Raw genomic sequence first — 19,589 nt, forward strand, 5'->3', positions numbered from 1 at the left:
GGCTTGACCTGCAACAGGGCTCACCTACTTTGGCCTTGCGGGCCGGGCCCCTCTGGCGATCCCCTATGGATCGTGATGTCGGACCGCATCGAGTGCGCTCGGTGCCGGGTCCAGACCCATTGAAGACCTGCATCAGTCACCCGATCGACAGTCGTTCCATCGGAGGTTTTTCATGTCATCAGCCCAGTCCATGCCCTGCCCCGTCTGCCGCGTGCCGCTCGTGATGAGCGAGCGCCAAGGCGTCGAAATCGATTATTGCCCCCAATGCCGTGGCGTGTGGCTGGACCGGGGCGAGCTGGACAAGATTATCGAGCGCGCCAGTGCCGAATTGGCGCCTGCCGCCCCGCCACAGACCCGCGCCGAGCCCTATCCGCCTCAATCTCAGGCTCAGCAGCCGTACCGCGATGAGCGATATCGCGAGCAGGGCCATCGGGATGACGGCTACCGCTCGCATAAAGGCTATCCTAAGCGAAAGAAGTCGTTCCTCGAAGAGCTGTTCGACTGATCGGGGGTTTAGCTCTCACAAGCCGTCCACGCCCAGCCTCAGCCGCCGCTCGATGCCGATCCGGTCCAGAAACGCGGCATCGTGGCTCACGACGAGCAAGGCGCCATCATAGTCAGCGAGTGCCTGCTCAAGGAGCTCGATGCTCTCGATGTCGAGATGATTGGTCGGCTCATCGAGGATTAAGAGCTGCGGCGGCACCGGCCCGCTTGTGATCACGCACAGGGCGGCGCGCAGCCGCTCGCCGCCGCTCAGCACCGCGACATCCTTCAGGGCATCGCGGTTGCGGAAGGCGAAGCGGGCCAGCGCCTCATGCGCCATGTGCAGGGTCATACCGGGATGCGCGGCCAGCATCGCCCCTTGCAGGGTCTGGCCGGGCCTCAGAAGGTCGGCATGCTGGTCGAGCAGCGCGATCCGGCCCGGCCCGCGATGGATGGTCCCCGCGCTCGGCTCGGCCAAGCCGACCGCCAGGGCCAGCAGGCTGGTCTTGCCACTGCCGTTCGGGCCCGTGATCGCGACGCGCTCCGGCCCGGTGATGGCAAAGGACAGCGGGCCGAACAGCCGGCGCCCGCCCCGTGCCAGCACCACATCCTCAAACCGCAGTAACGTGCGATTATGCGGGAGGCCGGCCGATGGCAGATTGATCTGCATCGGCGTCAAAACCTCCACCTGCGCGCGGGCGGCCTCTAGCGACTGGCTGGCGGCGCCGATCTGGCGCTCAGCCTGATGACGCTCGCGCGCCCCGCTTTGCTCGGCTTGCTCCGCCCGCTTGCCGAGCAGAATGCGCGGCTGATCCCCCCGCGCCCGGGCAGTGCGCCCGGCCTTGTCCCGCCGGGCCTTGCGCTCGGCCTGAGCCTGGGCATCCCGCTGCTGCCGGGCGAGCGTGCGCTGGCTGCGATCCAGCTCGTCCTCGGCCCGTGCGCGCATCGCATCGCGACTCGCCACAAAGGCGCTCCAACCCCCGCCGACGCTGAAGGCCCCGACCGGCGAGAGCTGGACGATCCGGTCCATGCCTTCCAGCAGCGCGCGATCATGGCTGGCGACGAGCGCGCCGCCCGGCCAGCGGCCCAGCAACGCCGCCACCGCGGCCCGGCCGGCTTCATCGAGATTGTTGGTGGGTTCATCGAGCAGCAGCAGTTCGGGCTCTGCAAGCAGCATCGCCGCCAGCCCGACGCGGGTGCGTTCCCCGCCCGACAGCGTCGCGCAATCGCGATCCAAAGCCGTGCCGGTCAATCCGACGTCCGCCAGGGCCCGCTCAAGGCGCTCGGGCAGAGTCCAGTCCGCCTCCGCTGCATCCTCCAGCGATCCTTCGCCCGCGTCCAGGCGCGCGAGTCTCTCCAGCGCATCGGACAAGCCGAGCGCATGTGCAACGCTGCCAGCATCCGGCTGGATCTGCCGCAAGGTGCCGATGCGCCCGGTCCGGTGGATCGTCCCCGCCTGTGGCGCGCCGCCCTCGGCGATCATGGCGAGCAGGCTCGACTTGCCGGCGCCGTTGCGCCCGACAAGGCCGACCCGCTCCCGCCCGATGGCCAGAGTCAGGTCAGAGAAAAGCGCCGTCCCGTCAGGCCGGGCGAGCGTGACGTGATCGAGGGTGAGAAGAGCGGGATTTGGGCCGGGCATGGAACACCTGTGACGAAGGAACAATCGGGCGGATGTCCGGTGCCTTGTCCATGATGATGTGCTCCTGCCGGCGTTGAAGGGGCGATGTAGGCGCGATCGTGCGCGGAATCAAATCCGCCGCACCAAGCGCGCGACGAGAAGCATCGCGGCGGGAAAGCTGAGTGCCCACAAGGCGCCCACCCAAATCAGCCACGGCCAGAACATCTGCAGCGCCAGCGCCGGCATCAGGAGGCCGTTGGCGAGCAGGGCTGCATGAGCCGCGCGACCGCCCCGCCCGGCGGGAAGCGCGAAGGCAGCCAGCAGGGAAGCGAGGCTCATCAGAGCATAGCCCAGTAGATCCACTGCGAAGAGAAAGCTGCGATAAGGCAGGAAGAGAAAGGGCTCGATGCCGGCCGTATGGCCGCTGGCCAGTCTCGGCGCTACGAAGGTGAGCTGAACGAAATAGACGAGGCCCGTGAGCGTGGCATACATGATCGCGAAGCCAAACGCGCTTTGACTGAAGGCCCGACGCCCCGGCGGCGCGAGCCGATGCAGGGCGGCCATGAGGATCACGAAGGCTGGGCCGAGCAACAGCGACGGCGTGAGCAGCAGCGCCAGCCCGCGCGGGGCGCTGGCAGCATTCGGGCCGCCGGCAGAGCCGAGCAGGCCAAGCCATTCGAGCAGTTGCCCGCAGACATAGGCGAGGGCGAACAACGCGCAGGCCAGTGCAGCCGCATAAGCGAGCCGTGCGGCCATCGCGCGGTCCTGCTGCTCTGATGGATTGCCCATCGTCTGCCGCTCGTCTTCCAACATGTGCACAGGATAGGTCAGCCCCCACCGCCAGGCTTTGCGCGGGATCAACCGCATCCTCCATATTGCCCGCTGGCGGCGGGGATGCTAACCGCCAACCTCATGCACACGCCGCCTGAAATCATTCACGTTCATGCTCGCCGAGTCTCCTGCGATGGCTCGGGCCACGGCATCCCCGCTGCGCTGGGGCATCCGCGCATCTTTCTGGAGATCGACGAGCATGGCTATGTCGATTGCGGCTATTGCGACAGGCGCTTCGTGCTGGCGGGTGGCCCGGCCGACACCCCGGACATTGTGAACAAGCCAGACATTTCGTCCGGCGCCAGCCTCTGAACGGCTGACGCCCCACCCGGCGAAGACCGGGCCATCAACGGAGAGGATCGACCGCCCATGCCATTGCATCCCGTGCCGGTCGACGATCCCGCTGTCTGGACCAGTGCCGAAATCGGTGGACGCGAAGGCTTCACCCATCGGCTTTCCCCTGCGCAACGCGACGCTATCGATCGCGCCGTGCTCCGCGTGCGCGGCCGAGTCGCGCAGGACCTCCCGCGCGAGGATTTCTCCTGCCCTGAAATCGACGCGCTGATGAAGGCAGCACGCTGGCAGCTTTTCCATGGCTGCGGCGCGGTCATTCTCTCCGGGATCGATGCGGGCCGTTATGATCTGGCAGATCATGAGCGGCTCTATTGGGGGCTTGGCACCCATATCGGCACCGGCGTCGTGCAAAGCCCACGTGGCGACCATATCGCCCATGTCCAGAAGGAAGAGGGCGGGCCGCCGCGCGGCTACACGTCCGATCTGGAACTGCGCTCCCATACCGATTTTCACGAAGTCCTCTCGCTCTACGGCCTTCGTGCCTCGGCGCAGGGCGGCGAGAGTGGTGCTGTCAGCCTGCTCGCCATCCACAACATCATGGCCCGCGAGCGACCCGATCTTCTCGCCTGTCTCTACGACGGCCATTATATCGACTGGCCGCAGCGGCCGCAGCCTCACGAAGAGGCGCTGCCTTTCTTCTGGACATTGGATGGCAAGACGAGCGGGTTCAACAACCGCGTGTTCCTGCGCCATGGCCGCGAGCCGGAGAAGCTGCCGGCTGCGTTCCGCGAGGCGCTTGCCCTGTTCGATGAGATCGCGCTGCGGCCCGATGTCCGCGCCGATTTCGTGCTGCAGCCCGGCGAGATGTTCTTCTGGCACAATTTCCTCGTGCTGCACTCGCGCCAGCAATTCCATGACACGCCCGATGCGCGCCGCCTGCTGCTGCGCCTGTGGCTAAACATCCCGAACGGACGGCCAATTCATCCCGCCATGCGCAGCCTCACGGCGGAGATTGATGCATATCATGGCGGGGTTGCGGTGCCGGCCTAGGAGGGACCGATCATCTTGGGAGGACGGCCCATGCCTCGTATCTTGCTCGCTCTTCTGTGTTTTCTCATCGCGATGCCCGCGCAGGCCAGCACGCCCTGGTCCCAACCGGCGGCTACCACGCTGCTCGATTATGGCCGGAAGATCGACTCGCACGGCCTCGATCCGCGCGATTATGAGCTGGACCGGCTCACCACTGCACTTGGCGCTGGAGACCAGCGCGGCCTGGACATCGCCGCCACCCGCAGCTTTGCCCTGATGGCCCGCGACCTCGCCAATGGCCGGGTGCCTGCCGACCAGCGCCGCCTCTCCTATTTCCGCACCCCCAATCTCAGCCCGGACGCGGTGCTCGCCCTGATCGACCGTGCGCTGAGCAACGGCGATGTCGCTGCCGAACTGGACCGGCTGGCCCCTGCCCATCCCGATTATCGCAGACTCCGCGCCGCACTGCTGAGCCTGCCCGCCGATGCAGCCGCAGACCGCGCCAGGCTGCGCGCCAATCTCGAACGCTGGCGCTGGCTGCCCCGCAACTTGGGTCCGCGCTATCTGATTGTGAACGTGCCGGAATATGTGGCACAACTGGTCGATCGCGGTGCCGTGCTGGCCACGCACCGGGTGATCGTGGGCAAACCCGGCACGCCAACCCCGCAATTCACCACCACCGCCACAGGCGTCATCCTCAACCCCACATGGACCGTGCCGCAATCGATCGTCCGCGAGAGCGTCGGCGCGCTCATCCGCTCCCGACCGGCGACGGCCCGCGCGCGGGGCTATAGCTGGACCCAGCAGGGCGGCAGCCTGCAGGTCGTGCAGCAGCCTGGGCCGGGCAATGCGCTGGGGCAGATGAAGATCGACATGCCCAACCCGCTCGCCATCTTCCTGCACGATACGCCGAGCAAGAGCCTGTTCGAGAAAGAAGAGCGCACCTTCAGCCATGGCTGCGTCCGCACGGAGCAACCGTTCGACCTCGCCGTGGAAATGCTCACCGGCACGGACTGGACGCGAGCGCGAATCGACGCTGCGGTCGCCGCCGGAACCACCGTGACGGCCAGGTTGTCCGCCCCGATTCCGGTCTACATCGTCTACATGACCGCGCGCGCCGATGCGAAGGGTCGGCTCAACAGGTTCGACGATGTCTATGGGCTGGATAGCGATATTGCCGCGGCCCTCGGCGCCGGCAGCCTCGCCGCAACCCGGCAACTCTCCAGCATGGGATGTCTGGCCGGCTAGGCGCCCCGTAACACGCTCGGCAGTGGCGGCGCCTTACACCTTGTCGGCGTAGAGCATCCGGCCGGGGCCGAGCCAGTCGAGCAAGGGGTTGATCTGCGTTTCGCTGACGGCAAAGCAGCCCTCGCTGCGCCCCAGCTTGCCGAGGCGCTTCACCATGTCGTCATTGCTGTACCAGGCCCCGTGAATCACGATGGCGCGCGATTCGGCATTGTCGTTGCTCGTCTCCAGCCCGATCAGCCGCTGCGAGCGGCCATGCTGGCCGGTATAATGAGCGCCGGTAAGATAGGCCCCGCGCGAGCTGGCGTTGGAGCCGGGCGCATTGCTGAAGCTATGCAGGAAGCCGCTATGCGCCGGATCGGACCCGCGCCCGTGTGCGACGGTGAGGAGCCGGTGAAGGCCGCTCTCACGATCGACCAGCAGCATCCGCGCGGCCGCCGAGGGCAGCGAGAAGTCCACGACGACGAACCGGTCGCGCAACTTGACGCTATATTGGTCCATGGCCGCTTCCGCCTTGGCAACGAGCTTGGCCCATTGCGGCGGCGTGCGCACGGCGGCGCGCACACTGGCAGGCACCAGAGCAGCCGATGCGGCCGCTCCAGCGAGCGTAAGAAACTGACGGCGATGCACTAAGGACATGACGGCTCTTTTCGATCAATCGATGATTGCAACGCGCCCCGCATCCCGTCCCCACGGAGGCTTCGATAGATCGGAAAATAGGGGAAGAGCCTCCATTTGCCAAGGCCCGTGCGGTACATCGTGCGTTTCGCTGGCCGCGCGTTGGGGAAGAAAACCCCGGGATCTGACCAACCTGTGCGCCTGCGAAGGCAGGAGCCTAGGGCGCATGGGACCGCCTAAACCGCCCTGGGCTCCTGCCTTCGCAGGAGCACGTAGTGGGTGGGTGGAGAGCATTTGATCGCCTCAAACGGGCCGACGCGGGACATGATTATCTCGGCTGGCGGCGGCCCGTGACCAGCCGAGCCGGATGCACACCGCACCCAGCCCGCCTCTTCACCCCTTCAGCCCTCGAGCTGCTTCTGCAGCGTGCGGATATCCGCATCCATCTCGGGATTGTCGAGACGCATCGCCTCGATGGTTTTCACGGCGTGGATCACCGTGCTGTGGTCCCGTCCACCGAACACGCGACCGATTTCTGGCAGCGAGCGCGGCGTGAGCTTCTTGGCCAGATACATCGCCACCTGACGCGGCCGGGCAACGGCACGCGCGCGACGCTGTGAGCGCATTTCGGACTGGTCGATCCGGTAATGGGCCGCGCACAGCTTCTGGATCTCATCGATGGTGATGCGCCGGTGGCTCGCGCGCAGCGATTCGGCCAGCATCGACTGCGCCAATTCGGTGGTGATCGCCTTGTCGACGAGCTGGGCATAAGCCACCAGCTTATTAAAGGCGCCCTCCAACTCCCGAATGCTGGTGCGGATGGCCCCGGCGAGCAGGGCGATGACGTCGTCCGGCACGGCGATATCCGCCACTGCTTCGCGCCGCGCTTCCAGAATTTTCATGCGCAGCTCAAGGCCCGCAGGCTGAATGTCGGCGACCAGCCCGCCCGCCAAGCGGGACAGGATGCGCGGATCCACCGAACCAAGCTGCTGGGGCGGACGATCGGCGGCGATCGCGATCCGCGCGCCGGCATCGATGAGATCGTTGAGCGTGTGGAGGAATTCCTCCTGTGTCGGCCCCTTGCCGGCGATGAACTGGATGTCGTCGATCAGCAGCATCCGCGCTTCGCGCAGCCGGGCCTTGAACGAGAAGGTGTCGTTGGCGCGAATCGCGGCCACGAACTCGTTCATGAACCGCTCGGCCGACATATAGAGAATCGCCCCCTCCCGCACCGACGCACCGGTGGTGCCGCCAAGCGTCTCGCCATAGGCCTGCGCAATGGCGTGGAGCAGGTGGGTTTTGCCAAAGCCGGTCGGGCCATGGATGAACAGCGGATTGAAGGCCGGGCGGGTCGCGCCGGCCATGGCCTTGGCAGCCGACGCCGCCAGCACATTGCTCTCGTCCGTCATGAAGCCGGCGAAATCGTGACGCGGCTCGAAGCGTTGCGCAGCGCGCCGCCCCGCCGACTCCCGGTTGGTCGATGCGTCCTGCGAGGACGCGAGCGCCCGCGTGGACTGGCCCGGACGCGCCGTGCTCTCTTGCGGGCGGAAGCCGCGCGGAGTGACCGGCACCGTTTCAGGCGCCTCGCTGGCGCGGACGATGCGCAGGTCACGCACGCCGACGGGCGTCGTGCGCCAGGCCAGAGCAATACGGGTGGCGAAATTGCTGGAAACATAGCTCGCCGCGAATTCCGACGGCGCCTCGATATCGAGCGTGCCGGACTGGGCGCAGAAGCTGCCCAGCCGCAACGACCGAATCCATTGATCGAACAGGCGAACCCCGACGGCCCTGCGCAGCCCCGCGCGGATCTCCGTCCATGCCTGTTCCAGCGCCTCGCGCTCGGGCTGCTCGCCGATGTCGGCTGGCCCGATGCCGTCGGCAACGCTGCTGAAATGTTGCTGATTCACGTGTTGCCCCATGTCTTCCCGATCCCCGATCGTCCTACTCCTCGCAGGTGATCTGCTGTCAGACGCTGGACGCGAAAATCCCTCGCGGGAGTGCCCCTCCCACGTCCAGTGTTCAACTCAGACCGCTGTATGACGTGGCTACGATTCGAGCCCCGCCGAGGGGAAGTTGTGGCAGTGCTCGCCCCCCCGATCAAGCACGCCCTCTGTCAAAAATCTGAAATAAAATGCTTGACCACGGAATCCCGACCGGAAGGACGGTTAAACAGATAAGGCACTGATATCTAGTATATTTTTTAGGCATCGGGAAGCCGGAATTTGCTGCGCCCGCTGCGAATCGTTGGGATTCCGAAGATCAGGTCGCGGCGCTCCTGCACCCCGAAAGTTTAACCGTTCGGACACCATTTGCGCTTGTCCTCTTCTTGTTCTCACGCGGCTCGCTCAGCGCGCTCCATCGGGTTCCATCGAGGCCTGCGACTCGGACGTCCAGCCACCGCCCAATGCCTTGTGGAGTGCAATCGCAGCCTGGACCGCCCCCGCCTGCGCGCGGTTCAGCTGCTGCATCGCGGACTGGCGCGCCAGGGCGGCCCGCGCCAGCGCGAGCCGGTCGTCCTCGCCAGCGGCCTGGCGGCGGGACACCAGCGCATAGGCAGCCTCTTCCCGCGCCAGCGTCTCGCGTGCAGCGGTGAGCCCCTCCACGCTGCGGTCGAATCGATTGATCGAGTCTTCACTGTCCGCCAGCGCGCCGACCACGGCGCCATCATAGCGGGCCACGGCTGCCTGCGCGCGCGCATCGGCCGCACGCACCATCGCCCGCGCCCGCCCGCCGTTAAACAGCGGCCAGAACAGGCCGCCCCCGCCCTGCAGCCGGGTGCTGTCCCCGCTCACCAGATCGCCGATCGCGCGGGCCTGCTGGCCGACAGCCAGGCTGAGCGACAGGCGCGGAAACAGATCGGCCCGCGCCGCGCCGATGTCGGCCGTGGCTGCAGCCAGCTCCCGCTCGGCGCCGAGAATATCCGGCCGACGCCGCAACAGCTCGGACGGCAGGCCCGCCGCAATGGCCGGCGGCGGCGCGGGAATGGCGCCCGGCTGCTCCAGTTGCGGGACCAGCGCCGCGGGTTCCTTGCCGACGAGCCGCGCTACCTGCACCGCTGCGCTCCGCACGCCGGCCTGCGCCTGCGTTACCGCCAGCCGGGCGGTCTCGGCCTCGCCCCGCGCGCGGCCCGCATCGATGGCATTGGCTTCGCCAGCACGCTCCAGCAGCCCCGCCAGATCGGCAAGCTGCGTGCGCGCGGCCAGTATGTCCTGCGCGACCGCAAGATCCGCCTGCGCCTGCCGCAGACCGACATAGGCCCGGGCCAGCTCCGCGATGAGCTGCATCCGCGCCGCTTGCGCCGAGAGCGCCGCCGCCTCGCTACGCGCCTGCGCGGCCTCACTCTGGCGCGCCTGCCGGCCCCACAGATCAAGTTCCCAACTGGCGTCGAAGCCGACATCGAACAGCGGGAAGTCCCGCGCGAAGCCCGGGATCTGGCCCACCGGCATCTGGCCATTCTCGCTCAGCACCACCTGATTGCCGCTGGCGCTCGTCGTCACCTGCGGCAGGCGCCCGCCGCGCACGGCATCGCGATTCGCCCGCGCCTCCGCGACCCGCGCCTGTGCCTCGCGCAGATCGGGATTGCCGGCCAGCATCTGCTCGACCAGTCCGTTTAGCATGGGATCGTGCAACTGCTCCCACCACCGCTCGGCCTTCACAGCGCCCGTCCCAGCCTCGCCCAGCCAGCGATCCGCCAGTTGGGTCTGCGGCGGCGCATAGGCGGGACCGAGCGCACAGGCGGAGAGCAGCAGCGGTACCAGCGCAGCGCCGGCGAGCGGAGGGAGAGGGGTAACACGCATGGACTTCACTCCATTCGGGCACGGAACAGCCAGGCCGCCGCACTCAGAGAGACGAGGGCTATGATGCCAAGCGGCCAGAGTTGATGGAACACGACGGCGGCGGGCATGGCCTTCAAGAACAGGCCCTGCACGATGATGAGGAAATAGCGGACAGGATCGGCGTGCGTAATGATCTGCAACCAGTCCGGCATGTTCTCGATCGGCGCGGCATAGCCGGAGAGCAGGATGAGCGGCACGGTGACGATGAACGAGCCGAGAAACGCCTGCTGCTGCGTCATCGACATGGCCGAAACGAGCAGACCCAGGCCGATGAGAGCAAGCTGGTAGAACAGCATCGCAATGAGGAAGAGCAGGAAGGAGCCGGTGAAAGGCACCCCGAACGCCACCTGCGCCACCACCAGAAACAAGACGCCGTTGACCATGCCGACCAAGAGCGGCGGCACCATCATGCCGATGAGGATCTCATGTACCCGCATGGGCGAGACCATCAGCTGATCGAACGTCCCAAGTTCCCGCTCGCGCGCCACCGCCTGCGAGGTGATGGCGATGCCGGCTATCGAGATGATCAGCGCCACCAGTCCCGGCAGGGTGAACCACATATAATCGAGGCTGGGATTGTACCAATGCGTCACCGCGCTGCCGCCGGCCATGCGCGCACTGATCGGCGCCAGTTCCGCCCCATAGCCCGCCGCGATCTGGCTCACATAGCCCGCGACGATCTGCGCAGCATTGGACCGGCGGCCGTCCAGCACCAGGCCCAGCGCGGCGCTCTGCCCACGCGCGAGGCGCTGATCGAAATCCTCCTGGATGACGAGCGCCGCCAGCACCTTCTGCTCGTCGATCGCCTCTTCCATCGCCGCCATGGAGGGCAGCACGATGACGTCCCGAAAGCGCGGACTGCCCTCGATGCGCTGGAGCAATTCCTGCGCATGGGCGCCGCCGGAACGATCGACGAGGCCGATGTCGACATTCTTGACGTCCAGCGTGGTGGCGAAGGTGAAGATCAGCAACTGAATCAGCGGCGGCAGCACAAGCACGATGCGCGACTTGGGATCGCGCAGCAGCGCCCAGATCTCCTTGACGATCATCGCGCGCAGGCGGGTGAACCGGGCGGCCATCAGTCAAGGCTCCGCCGCGTGGCGCGGAAGCACAGGATGAAGAACAGGAGGCCAAAGCCCAGCATGATCAGGATGTTGGGCAGGATGATCGCCCAGATGTCCCCGGCCATGAACACGGTTTGCAGCGCGGGAATGAGGTAGCGCGCCGGCACGGCATAGGTCAGCGCCTGGATCGGCCAGGGCATCGACCCGATCTCGAAGATGAAGCCGGAGAGCAGGAAGGTCGGCAGGAAGGAGGCGAGCAACGCCACCTGACTGGCCACGAACTGGTTGCGCGTCGTCGCCGAGATGAACAGCCCCAGCCCCAGCGCCGGCAGCAGAAAGGCGGCAGCGATGGCGAACAGGGCGAAGATCGACCCGTGGAAGGGCAGCCCGAAGGTGGTCACGGCGATCACCGTGCACAGCGCCATGGAGACCATGCCGAGCAGGAAATAGGGCAGCACCTTGGAGAGAATGAACTCGGTCATCCGCATCGGCGTGGCCAGCAGCGCCTCCATGGTGCCGCGCTCCCATTCACGCGCGACGACCAGCGCGGTCAACAGCGTCCCGATCATCGTCATCACGATGGCGATGGCGCCGGGCACGAGGAAATAGCGGCTCTGCAGGCCCGGATTGAACCACATGCGCTGGGAGACATCGATGGGCGGCGCAGCCCGGCGCCCGAGGCGCATCCCCTGCTCGTCGGCCATCCATGTCTGGCGCACCCCCTCGGCATAGCTGGCGACGAAGTTCGCCTGATTGGGCTGAGTGCCATCGGTGACAATCTGGATCGGCTGCGGTGTTCCCTGGGCCATGGCCCGGCCGAAATCGGGCGGAATGACGACGAAGCCGCGAATCGCCCCCTGCTGCATCAGCGCGCGGGCGGGCAGCACGGCATTGAGCGGGGTGACCTGGAAATAGGGCGAATGGGCATAGGCCTGCGCCAGCCGCGCGGCCGGCGCGCTGTCATCCTGCACCACCAGCGCGATCTTGGTGTCGCGCGGATCGAGAGAAATCGCATAGCCAAAGAGGAAGAGCAGCAGCAGCGGCATCGCAAAGGCGATGAGGAAGGTCGAAGGGTCGCGCCGGATTTGGGCATATTCCTTGACGATCAGCGCCAGCAGCCGGCGGTGCGAAGAGCCTGCCATGGCGCCGGCACTCGCCTCCACCTGCGCCAGCGTCGGGTCGGGATCGGTCCCACTCATGCCGCGGCCTCCGCGTCCCTGTCGGCGTCGGACGCCTCAATGAGGGCGATGAACGCGTCCTCCATCGTGGGATCATCCTTGCCGGTCAGTTCGCCAGCTTTCGCCTTGAGCGAGTCGGGCGGGCCGCTGGCGATCTGCCGCGCGCGATAGATGAGCGTCACATCGTCGCAATATTCGGCCTCGTCCATGAAATGGGTGGTGACCAGTACCGTGACGCCGCGCCGGACGAGTCCGTTGATATGCGTCCAGAACTCGCGGCGCATCACCGGATCGACACCGGATGTCGGCTCATCGAGGAACAGCACCGGCGGCTCGTGCATCACCGCGCAGGCCAGAGCGAGGCGCTGCTTGAAGCCGAGCGGCAGCGTCCCGGCATTGCGCTTGAGGTTGCCGCCGAGCTCGAAAATGTCCGTCACACGCTCGATCGCCGCGCGCGCCTGTGCGCCAGCCAGATCATAAGCCCCGGCGAAGAAATCGAGATTCTGGGCGACCGACAGATCGCCATAGAGCGAGAATTTCTGCGCCATATAGCCCAGCGATCCGCGGGCCTGTGCGGCGGCCCGGCGCAAATCGTGCCCGGCCACCGATCCGCTGCCCTCACTCGGCGTGAGCAGGCCACACAGCATCTTGAACGTGGTCGATTTGCCAGCACCATTTGGCCCCAGCAGGCCGAAAATCCGGCCACGCGGAACCGTGAAGCTCACATCACGCGCCGCCGTGAAGTCGCCGAATCTTTTGGTCAGCCCCCTGGCTTCGATGGCGGGTGCGTCGCTGGCGGGAATGTCGCGATAGGCCGCCGCCAGCGCGCTGGTCCCCTCCGGCCCGCCCCCCAGCCGCTCGATGAACCCGTCCTCGAAGCGCGCGGGCGCCCGAGACACCTGCGTTTCCGGCCCCATATCGAGCGCATCGGCATCCGGCACCGGATGGCCCTCGCCGATGAGCAGGCGGATCGCGCGGCCCTGCAAGGTGCCGTCGATCACGTCCGGCCGGTCGAGCGCGCGGGTGAGCGCCTGCCGCCGGCGCTCGGCAAAGCCGGTGACCCGGATCACGCGGTCGCTGATCGCATCGGTCAGCGTGGCCGGCGGACCCGTGAACAGCGTCCGCCCCTCGCTCAGCAGATACACCGTGTCGCACATCTCGGCTTCATCGAGATAGGCGGTGGACCAGAGCACGCCGATGCCCTCCTTGGTAAGCTCGGCAACCATGGCCCACAGCTCGCGGCGGCTGATCGGATCGACGCCCACGCCCGGCTCGTCGAGCAACAACAATGGCGGCGTGCTCACCAGCGCGCAAGCCAGACCCAGCTTCTGCTTCATGCCGCCCGAGAGCTTGCCGGCCGGGCGCGCCTGAAAGCGGGCAAGGTCGGTGAATTCGAGGAGGCGCTTAAAGACGCTCTCCTGCGCATCGCGCGGCAGACCCCGCATCTCGGCATAAAGAACGAGATTCTCGCGCACGGTCAGGTCTTCATAGAGGCCGAAGCGCTGCGGCATGTAGCCGATCGAATCAAGGCGGTCGGCAGGCGGCGCGCCGAGAATGGAAACGGTGCCCTCGTCCGCCCGCATCAGCCCGGCCAGCACGCGAATCAACGTTGTCTTGCCGGCGCCATCCGGCCCCACCAGCCCGGTGACCTTGCCCGGCACCACAACCAGATCGACCCCGCCGAGCGCGCGTGTATCGCCGAACGCTTTCACGATCCCCATCGCCGTCGCGACCGGCTGGCCATCGCCAGCAACAGGCGCGAGGTCACTCATATCGGCCTACCGCCGTTATTCCGTCGCGATGGCGACGTCCCGCGCATGGTCAGCGCTTCGCTACAGGAGCGGCATCGGCGATGGAGACGCTCACCGGCTGGCCCTGCCGCAGCTTGCCGTCCGGATGATCCACGACGATCCGCAAGCGATAGACCAAGTCGGTGCGCAGGTCGCTCGTCTCCACCGTCTTGGGGGTGAATTCCGCGCGCGGCGAAATATAGCCGATGATGCCGGAATAGGATTTGGGATTGCCGTCCGCCGTGATCGTGACCGTCATGCCCGGCGCTATCCGGCTGAGCTGGTTCTCCGCGACATAGGCCCGCACGCGCACCGGGCGATCGATGGCCAGCGTGAAGACGGTTTCGCCCGGCGCCACGATCGCGCCGGGTTCGCGCGCGCGCGTGACCACCACGCCATCCACGCTGGCGAGCAGGTGCGCGTCGTCGAGATCGGTGCCGACGCCCTTTCGCGCGGCCTCGGCCGCCTGCAGCGCCGCGCGCGCCGCCTCGATATCTTCACGCCGCGCGCCGGTGCGCACCAGGGTCAGCGCCGCCTGCGCTTCAGCGAGCTGGGCATTAGCGCGATCGCGCATGGCGACGGTCGATTCCCACACATCGCGGCTGATTGCGCCCGGGGCGACCAGCGGCTGCCGGCGTTCATAGTCGCGCTGGGCATCGCGCGCCGCCGCCTGCGCTGCCGCAAAGCGAGCCTGCGCCTGAGCGACATCTTCCGGCCGACTGCCGCGCTGGAGCTTGAGCAGTTCCGCGCGAGCCTGCGCCACGCGCGCATCGGACTGGGCGACGGCGCTATCGATGGAGGCCCGGTCCAGCTCGGCCAGCAGCATGCCCTGCTTGACCCGCTGGCCTTCCTCGACCGGGATCTGCGCGATCCGTCCGCCGACCCGGAAGCCGAGATCCACTTCCCGAATGTCGACATTGCCATAGAGCGTCAGAGGCCCGTCATCCCGCCCCAGCAGCCCGAAGCCGCGCGTGCTCACGGCAGCGATCAGCAGGACGGTGACGATGATGAGCACGATCAGGCGCTGGCGGGTCATGGCGTCATTCCTCGGTGAGCAGGGTTTCGGCGGACTTGAGCAGGCTGGCGACCAGCGCCTCGCCCGTGGCGGAATCGAGATCGGGCACTTGCATGGTCCGCACCACGCAGGCGCGGCCGAGGCGCAAAATCAGCGCCATGCCCATGATATGGAGGATCAGCGGGCGGCGCTCCGCTTCCGCGAGCGAGGGCCGTGCGACCGCGGAGAGAAGAATCGCGGTCTCCACCAGCGGCCCTATCAATCCATCGTAGAGGCGCGTGAAGGCCTCGGTCGGGTGCTGCTGCTCGCGGGCCACGAACTGCGCAAAGGTCGCCGAGCGCGACGAGAGCAGGAAGCGCGCCAGCGTCTCCAGCAGCGCCAGCATCTGTGTGCGGGCCTGCGCGGGCGTCTGCGGTGGCTGCTTCTCGATGATGGCGATCAGCGGCGCGTAGATACTCCCCACGACGGAGGCGATATGGTCGGCGCAGGCGAGGTAGAGCCCTTCCTTGGAGCCGAAGTGATAGGTGATCGAGGACATCGCCGTCCCGCTGGCGCGGGCAATTTCGCGCGTGCTTGCCCCATCGAAGCCGAAGCGGCCGAATTGCTCAAGAGCTGCCTCGATAATCTGCAACGGAAGATCGCTTCTTGCAGGGCTTTCCGTGTCCACGGATGCGGCCCCGATATCCGTCGCGAGCGCTTTCTTGCGCGTGCGGGTTACGGCCTCATGCATTTTTCTTTGCCCGTCATGGCGTGGCGGACGTGCTGGTGGCACGTCCCTGAACCGCTCGATCTCGACATCCTTCGTCGAGTGGCGTTCAACGATGACCAGCACAATGACGATGGAGACCGCATGAAGGATATTTGTTCGATCGAACGAACAATGTCAAATGGTGAGAGTAACCATCCGGAAGGCTAGGTTGAACCGCTGTGACGCCCTAGCGATCCGTAGGAGCCTCCTCCTCGCGCCCCTCGACAGGTTGATCCAGCGTGGCCTTTGAATCCGGCGCATCCGTCTTGGCACGGGCCTGCCCCTTGCGGCGGCGCAGATTGGCCCGCAGCGCTTCGGCGAGCCGGCGTTGGCGGTCGGAGGGCGGGGTACTCATGTTCCTGCTTTACGAATCCGGCTTTTACGCTGCAAGTCGCCTTGACAAGGCTAGACGGTAAGGCCATAGGCGCGGCCTTGCTGACGCGGGGTCCCCCTGCGAACGGCAGTGCTGCCGTAGCTCAGTGGTAGAGCGCATCCTTGGTAAGGCTGAGGTCGCGAGTTCAATCCTCGCCGGCAGCACCATTTTCCCCATTTGCTGTGAAGAACCCAGAGCCAGCCCGTGAAGGGTGGTTGCGGGCCACGAGAAATCATCGACTTACGGTGTATGAGTGGCGCTGCAGACACACCTCACCCCGGTGAGTAAACGTGTAATCGACGTTTATTTGCCCCCTCCCCATCGCTCCCTACCTTTCAAGCACGGTTCAAAACATCTGAAAGGTATCCGTCATGAAGTCATCACTGCTTTACACCGCTGCGTTGCTGCTGAGCGGCGGCATTGCTGTGCCAGCCATGGCGCAGGACACCACAGCGCCGGCCACTGCACAGCCGGCGGCCCCCGCGTCGCCCGCCTCGCCCGCAGCGCCGGCTTCTCCTGCCACGCCGGCCGCACCGGCTACGGCAGCGGCTCCCACGAGCTTTACGGACGCGGAGCTGGTCGGCTTTGCCAAGGCCGCTATCCAAGCGGACAAGATCCAGAAGGACGCAACGGTCGCTGCGGACGCCAAGCAGGAGCAGATGCTCGCCGCCGTGCAGTCCAATGGCCTGACGCCGGCGCGCTACAACGAGATTGCCCAGGCGACCCGGACCAATCCGGATCTCGTGAAGAAGATCCAGGAACTGGCCTCGGCCGACATGGCGACCCAGCAGCCGGCCACCGCGAATCCCTAAGACACGGCGGGCGCAACGCTGAAACGAATTGGGCGGCTCCCTCCGGAGCCGCCCATTTTCATGCCCGGTTGTCCTGCCCCTTCATCCGCAATCGCCACGCATGAAGCAGGGGCTCGGTATAGCCGTTCGGTTGCGCGACGCCCTCGAAGACCAAGGCCCGTGCGGCTTGCAGGGCGAGGCTCTCCGGATGGCCTGCCATCGGTCGATAGAGCGGATCGCCGACATTCTGGGCGTCGACCTTGGCCGCCATCTTCTCGAAGGCCGCATCGACCTGCGCTGGCGTACACACGCCATGGAGCAGCCAATTGGCGATATGCTGGGAGGAAATGCGCAGCGTCGCGCGATCTTCCATCAGGCCGATGTCGTTGATGTCCGGCACCTTCGAACAGCCAACCCCCTGATCGATCCAGCGGACGACATAGCCAAGAATCCCCTGCGCATTATTCTCCAGCTCCTCGACGATCTCCTGCTCGGACCAGTTGGTGCCGGGCGAGAGTGGCACGGTGAGCAGGTCCGAAAGCGGCGCCACCGGCTCGTGTCCGCGCTCCTGCTGGCGCGCCGCGACATCGACGGTGTGATAATGCGTCGCGTGCAGCGTCGCCGCCGTCGGGGAGGGCACCCAGGCCGTGTTCGCCCCGCTCATGGGATGCGCGATCTTCTGCTCAAGCATGTCGGCCATCCGGTCCGGCGCCGCCCACATGCCCTTGCCGATCTGCGCCCGGCCGGAGAACCCACAGGCCAGACCGATCTGCACGTTGCGATCCTCATAGGCCTTGATCCAGGCGGCGCTCTTCATGTCGCCTTTGCGGATCATCGCCCCGGCCCGCATCGATGTGTGAATCTCATCGCCAGTCCGGTCGAGGAAGCCGGTGTTGATGAACACCACCCGATCCTTGACCGCCGAGATGCAGGCCATGAGGTTGGCGGACGTCCTCCGCTCCTCGTCCATCACGCCGACCTTGATCGTGTGCCGGTCCATGCCCAGCAAATCCTCGATCGCATCGAACAGATCGTTGGTGAAGGCGCATTCCTCCGGCCCGTGCATCTTGGGCTTCACGATGTAGACGCTGCCGCCGAGACTGTTGCGCACCGGGCCGGCGCCCTTGAGATCGTGCAGGGCGATCAGGCTGGTGACTATGCCATCGAGAATGCCTTCGGGCGCCTCGGCACCATCGGGCAGCACAATCGCTGGCGTGGTCATCAGATGGCCGACATTGCGGACGAGCAGGAGGCTGCGTCCCTTGAGCGACCATTCCGACCCGTCGCGATCCTTGAAAACCCGGTCCTGGTTGAGCCTGCGCGTCTGCGTTTTGCCGCCTTTCTCGAACGTCGCAGAGAGGTCACCCTGCATCAGCCCAAGCCAGTTGGCATAGGCCGCCACCTTGTCCTCCGCATCCACCGCCGCGACCGAATCCTCCAGATCGACAATGGTCGAGAGCGCTGATTCGATCACTACGTCAGCGATGCCCGAGGGATCATCCTTGCCGATGGGGTGATTGCGATCGAACACCACCTCGATATGCAGGCCGTTCTTGCGGAACAGGCGGCCCTTGGGCGTCTGGCCGACATATTGGGTGCCATCCGCGATCGCGAAGCCCTTGGCGGGATCGCCCATGTCCGCCCAGCTTCCGGACACCAGCGGCACAGCCTGGTCGAGAAAGGCCTTGGCCCAGGCGATGACCTGCGCGCCGCGCTCGGGATCGTATCCGCCCGGCCTGGCCGTTCCCGGCAAGGCATCCGTGCCGTAGAGCGCATCGTACAGGCTACCCCAGCGCGCATTGGCCGCGTTGAGCAGGAAGCGGGCGTTGAGCACCGGCACCACCAATTGCGGACCGGCCAGCGTTGCGAGCTCGGCATCGACCTTTTGCGGATCGATGGTGAAGGGCGCCGGCTCTGGAACGAGATAACCAATCTCGCGCAGGAACGCCTCATAGGACGGCTGATCGATCGGTTGGCCGGCCCGCGCCTCATGCCAGGCATCGATCTGCGCCTGAAGATCGTCGCGCTTCGCCAGCAACGCCCGATTGCGCGGTGCAAAATCGGCGAAGATCGCCGCCGTCCCGGCCCAAAAGGCTTGCGCAGTCAGCCCCGTACCCGGCAGCGCGCGCTGCTCGATGAAATCGGCCAGTTCCTGCGCCACCGAGAGCCCGGCGCGGTCCACCTTGTTCGTCATGCCTTGCATCCCCGCCGTTCAGCCCTGCGCCTTGAGGCCGGCCGCTGCCAGCCCGGCCAGCGCGGCCGCTTCGTCATTGTCCGACGTGTCGCCGGTCACCCCGACCGCGCCGATCGCCACGCCCTCATCGTCGACGATGATGACGCCACCGGCGGCCGGGATCACCGCATGCGGCGCGGAGGCCGCAAAAGCGCCGATGAACCAGGGCCGCTCCTGCGCCATATCCCCCAGCTTGCGCGACGAAACGCCCATGGCGAGCGCCCCGGCCGCCTTGCCCGTCGCCACCTGCGCGCGCGCGAAAGAAGCGCCATCGCCACGCTGAAAGGCGATCAAATGCCCGCCGGCATCCACGACGGCGGCGCTCAGCGGCTTGAACCCTGCGGCCTGCCCTTTCTCGAAGACACCCTCGATGACCGCATTGGCCTGTTGCAAACTGATCCGGCTCATAAATCTGTTCCTTCCGCTCACGTGCGATCATCGGG

18 protein-coding genes and 1 tRNA gene are annotated in these 19,589 nt (G+C 66.4%); 6 read left to right on the plus strand and 13 right to left on the minus strand.

Annotated elements, in window-relative coordinates; genetic code table 11:
• Nucleotides 1–172: 172 nt before the first annotated feature.
• Nucleotides 173–505: a zf-TFIIB domain-containing protein gene (locus M2334_RS00390; RefSeq protein ID WP_264593498.1), complete on the plus strand. Its 333-nt coding sequence runs from the start codon at nt 173–175 to the stop codon at nt 503–505.
• 15 nt (nt 506–520) lie between these two features.
• Here M2334_RS00390 and M2334_RS00395 read toward each other — a convergent pair whose 3' ends face one another.
• Both M2334_RS00395 and M2334_RS00400 read right to left on the minus strand, forming a co-directional pair.
• Nucleotides 521–2,122: an ABC-F family ATP-binding cassette domain-containing protein gene (locus tag M2334_RS00395; RefSeq protein ID WP_264604535.1), complete on the minus strand. Its 1,602-nt coding sequence runs from the start codon at nt 2,120–2,122 to the stop codon at nt 521–523.
• A gap of 108 nt (nt 2,123–2,230) precedes the next feature.
• Nucleotides 2,231–2,962 carry a hypothetical protein gene (locus M2334_RS00400; RefSeq protein WP_264593500.1) on the minus strand — a complete coding sequence of 244 codons (732 nt, stop codon included), beginning with the start codon at nt 2,960–2,962 and terminating at the stop codon, nt 2,231–2,233.
• A gap of 51 nt (nt 2,963–3,013) precedes the next feature.
• Here M2334_RS00400 and M2334_RS00405 point away from each other — a divergent pair, with 51 nt between their 5' ends.
• The 3 genes from M2334_RS00405 to M2334_RS00415 are packed head-to-tail and all read left to right on the plus strand — an operon-like array spanning nt 3,014 to nt 5,503.
• On the plus strand, nt 3,014–3,244 hold the full coding sequence (locus M2334_RS00405) for a zinc-finger domain-containing protein (protein WP_181561563.1): 231 nt from the start codon (nt 3,014–3,016) through the stop codon (nt 3,242–3,244).
• A gap of 57 nt (nt 3,245–3,301) precedes the next feature.
• Nucleotides 3,302–4,276, plus strand: a complete 975-nt coding sequence (locus M2334_RS00410; protein WP_264604536.1) for a TauD/TfdA family dioxygenase — start codon at nt 3,302–3,304, stop codon at nt 4,274–4,276.
• 30 nt (nt 4,277–4,306) lie between these two features.
• On the plus strand, nt 4,307–5,503 hold the full coding sequence (locus M2334_RS00415; RefSeq protein ID WP_264604537.1) for a L,D-transpeptidase family protein: 1,197 nt from the start codon (nt 4,307–4,309) through the stop codon (nt 5,501–5,503).
• A gap of 33 nt (nt 5,504–5,536) precedes the next feature.
• Here the strand turns inward: M2334_RS00415 and M2334_RS00420 are convergent, their stop codons facing one another.
• The 9 genes from M2334_RS00420 to M2334_RS00460 form a co-directional block, all read right to left on the minus strand.
• Nucleotides 5,537–6,139 carry a murein L,D-transpeptidase catalytic domain family protein gene (locus tag M2334_RS00420; protein ID WP_264604538.1) on the minus strand — a complete coding sequence of 201 codons (603 nt, stop codon included), beginning with the start codon at nt 6,137–6,139 and terminating at the stop codon, nt 5,537–5,539.
• A 380-nt stretch (nt 6,140–6,519) separates the two neighbouring features.
• On the minus strand, nt 6,520–8,037 hold the full coding sequence (gene dnaA, locus M2334_RS00425; RefSeq protein ID WP_264604539.1) for a chromosomal replication initiator protein DnaA: 1,518 nt from the start codon (nt 8,035–8,037) through the stop codon (nt 6,520–6,522).
• A gap of 426 nt (nt 8,038–8,463) precedes the next feature.
• Nucleotides 8,464–9,915, minus strand: coding sequence for an efflux transporter outer membrane subunit (locus M2334_RS00430; RefSeq protein WP_264593505.1), 1,452 nt, complete (start codon nt 9,913–9,915; stop codon nt 8,464–8,466).
• A 5-nt stretch (nt 9,916–9,920) separates the two neighbouring features.
• The gene (locus M2334_RS00435; protein WP_264604540.1) at nt 9,921–11,033 is read right to left on the minus strand and encodes an ABC transporter permease; all 1,113 of its coding nucleotides are present in this window, start codon (nt 11,031–11,033) and stop codon (nt 9,921–9,923) included.
• The gene (locus M2334_RS00440; RefSeq protein ID WP_264593507.1) at nt 11,033–12,217 is read right to left on the minus strand and encodes an ABC transporter permease; all 1,185 of its coding nucleotides are present in this window, start codon (nt 12,215–12,217) and stop codon (nt 11,033–11,035) included. The genes M2334_RS00435 and M2334_RS00440 overlap by 1 nt, the downstream gene beginning before the upstream one ends.
• On the minus strand, nt 12,214–13,968 hold the full coding sequence (locus M2334_RS00445; protein WP_264593508.1) for an ATP-binding cassette domain-containing protein: 1,755 nt from the start codon (nt 13,966–13,968) through the stop codon (nt 12,214–12,216). The genes M2334_RS00440 and M2334_RS00445 overlap by 4 nt, the downstream gene beginning before the upstream one ends.
• Before the next feature lie 49 nt (nt 13,969–14,017).
• Complete coding sequence (locus M2334_RS00450) at nt 14,018–15,022, minus strand: HlyD family efflux transporter periplasmic adaptor subunit (RefSeq protein WP_264593509.1); 1,005 nt, start codon at nt 15,020–15,022, stop codon at nt 14,018–14,020.
• A gap of 4 nt (nt 15,023–15,026) precedes the next feature.
• On the minus strand, nt 15,027–15,833 hold the full coding sequence (locus tag M2334_RS00455; protein ID WP_264604541.1) for a CerR family C-terminal domain-containing protein: 807 nt from the start codon (nt 15,831–15,833) through the stop codon (nt 15,027–15,029).
• A 103-nt stretch (nt 15,834–15,936) separates the two neighbouring features.
• Nucleotides 15,937–16,104 (minus strand): hypothetical protein, encoded by a 168-nt coding sequence (locus M2334_RS00460; protein WP_264577787.1) that lies wholly within the window; start codon nt 16,102–16,104, stop codon nt 15,937–15,939.
• 110 nt (nt 16,105–16,214) lie between these two features.
• Between M2334_RS00460 and M2334_RS00465 the strand changes: the two genes are divergently transcribed.
• Both M2334_RS00465 and M2334_RS00470 read left to right on the plus strand, forming a co-directional pair.
• Nucleotides 16,215–16,289: transfer RNA gene (locus M2334_RS00465), tRNA-Thr, on the plus strand.
• Between the two features lie 204 nt (nt 16,290–16,493).
• Nucleotides 16,494–16,934, plus strand: a complete 441-nt coding sequence (locus M2334_RS00470; RefSeq protein ID WP_264571608.1) for a DUF4168 domain-containing protein — start codon at nt 16,494–16,496, stop codon at nt 16,932–16,934.
• Between the two features lie 58 nt (nt 16,935–16,992).
• On the opposite strand, the gene M2334_RS00475 is transcribed toward M2334_RS00470, so the two are convergent.
• Both M2334_RS00475 and M2334_RS00480 read right to left on the minus strand, forming a co-directional pair.
• Complete coding sequence (locus tag M2334_RS00475) at nt 16,993–19,107, minus strand: malate synthase G (protein ID WP_264604542.1); 2,115 nt, start codon at nt 19,105–19,107, stop codon at nt 16,993–16,995.
• Nucleotides 19,108–19,125: 18 nt separating this feature from the next.
• Entirely contained in the window at nt 19,126–19,554 is a 429-nt protein-coding gene (locus M2334_RS00480; RefSeq protein WP_181560992.1) for a GlcG/HbpS family heme-binding protein, read from the minus strand.
• Nucleotides 19,555–19,589: the final 35 nt, after the last annotated feature.

This window comes from Sphingobium sp. B11D3D, from assembly GCF_025961755.1.
In the GTDB taxonomy this organism is placed as follows: Bacteria; Pseudomonadota; Alphaproteobacteria; order Sphingomonadales; family Sphingomonadaceae; genus Sphingobium.

What these genes read in the sequence shown, in the direction of transcription:
- M2334_RS00390 (WP_264593498.1), top strand. Translation starts at nt 173, where the DNA reads ATGTCATCAGCCCAGTCCATGCCCTGCCCCGTCTGCCGCGTGCCGCTC.
- M2334_RS00395 (WP_264604535.1), bottom strand. Translation starts at nt 2,122, where the DNA reads ATGCCCGGCCCAAATCCCGCTCTTCTCACCCTCGATCACGTCACGCTC.
- M2334_RS00405 (WP_181561563.1), top strand. Translation starts at nt 3,014, where the DNA reads ATGCACACGCCGCCTGAAATCATTCACGTTCATGCTCGCCGAGTCTCC.
- M2334_RS00410 (WP_264604536.1), top strand. Translation starts at nt 3,302, where the DNA reads ATGCCATTGCATCCCGTGCCGGTCGACGATCCCGCTGTCTGGACCAGT.
- M2334_RS00415 (WP_264604537.1), top strand. Translation starts at nt 4,307, where the DNA reads ATGCCTCGTATCTTGCTCGCTCTTCTGTGTTTTCTCATCGCGATGCCC.
- M2334_RS00420 (WP_264604538.1), bottom strand. Translation starts at nt 6,139, where the DNA reads ATGTCCTTAGTGCATCGCCGTCAGTTTCTTACGCTCGCTGGAGCGGCC.
- dnaA (WP_264604539.1), bottom strand. Translation starts at nt 8,037, where the DNA reads ATGGGGCAACACGTGAATCAGCAACATTTCAGCAGCGTTGCCGACGGC.
- M2334_RS00430 (WP_264593505.1), bottom strand. Translation starts at nt 9,915, where the DNA reads ATGCGTGTTACCCCTCTCCCTCCGCTCGCCGGCGCTGCGCTGGTACCG.
- M2334_RS00435 (WP_264604540.1), bottom strand. Translation starts at nt 11,033, where the DNA reads ATGGCCGCCCGGTTCACCCGCCTGCGCGCGATGATCGTCAAGGAGATC.
- M2334_RS00440 (WP_264593507.1), bottom strand. Translation starts at nt 12,217, where the DNA reads ATGAGTGGGACCGATCCCGACCCGACGCTGGCGCAGGTGGAGGCGAGT.
- M2334_RS00445 (WP_264593508.1), bottom strand. Translation starts at nt 13,968, where the DNA reads ATGAGTGACCTCGCGCCTGTTGCTGGCGATGGCCAGCCGGTCGCGACG.
- M2334_RS00450 (WP_264593509.1), bottom strand. Translation starts at nt 15,022, where the DNA reads ATGACCCGCCAGCGCCTGATCGTGCTCATCATCGTCACCGTCCTGCTG.
- M2334_RS00460 (WP_264577787.1), bottom strand. Translation starts at nt 16,104, where the DNA reads ATGAGTACCCCGCCCTCCGACCGCCAACGCCGGCTCGCCGAAGCGCTG.
- M2334_RS00470 (WP_264571608.1), top strand. Translation starts at nt 16,494, where the DNA reads ATGAAGTCATCACTGCTTTACACCGCTGCGTTGCTGCTGAGCGGCGGC.
- M2334_RS00475 (WP_264604542.1), bottom strand. Translation starts at nt 19,107, where the DNA reads ATGACGAACAAGGTGGACCGCGCCGGGCTCTCGGTGGCGCAGGAACTG.
- M2334_RS00480 (WP_181560992.1), bottom strand. Translation starts at nt 19,554, where the DNA reads ATGAGCCGGATCAGTTTGCAACAGGCCAATGCGGTCATCGAGGGTGTC.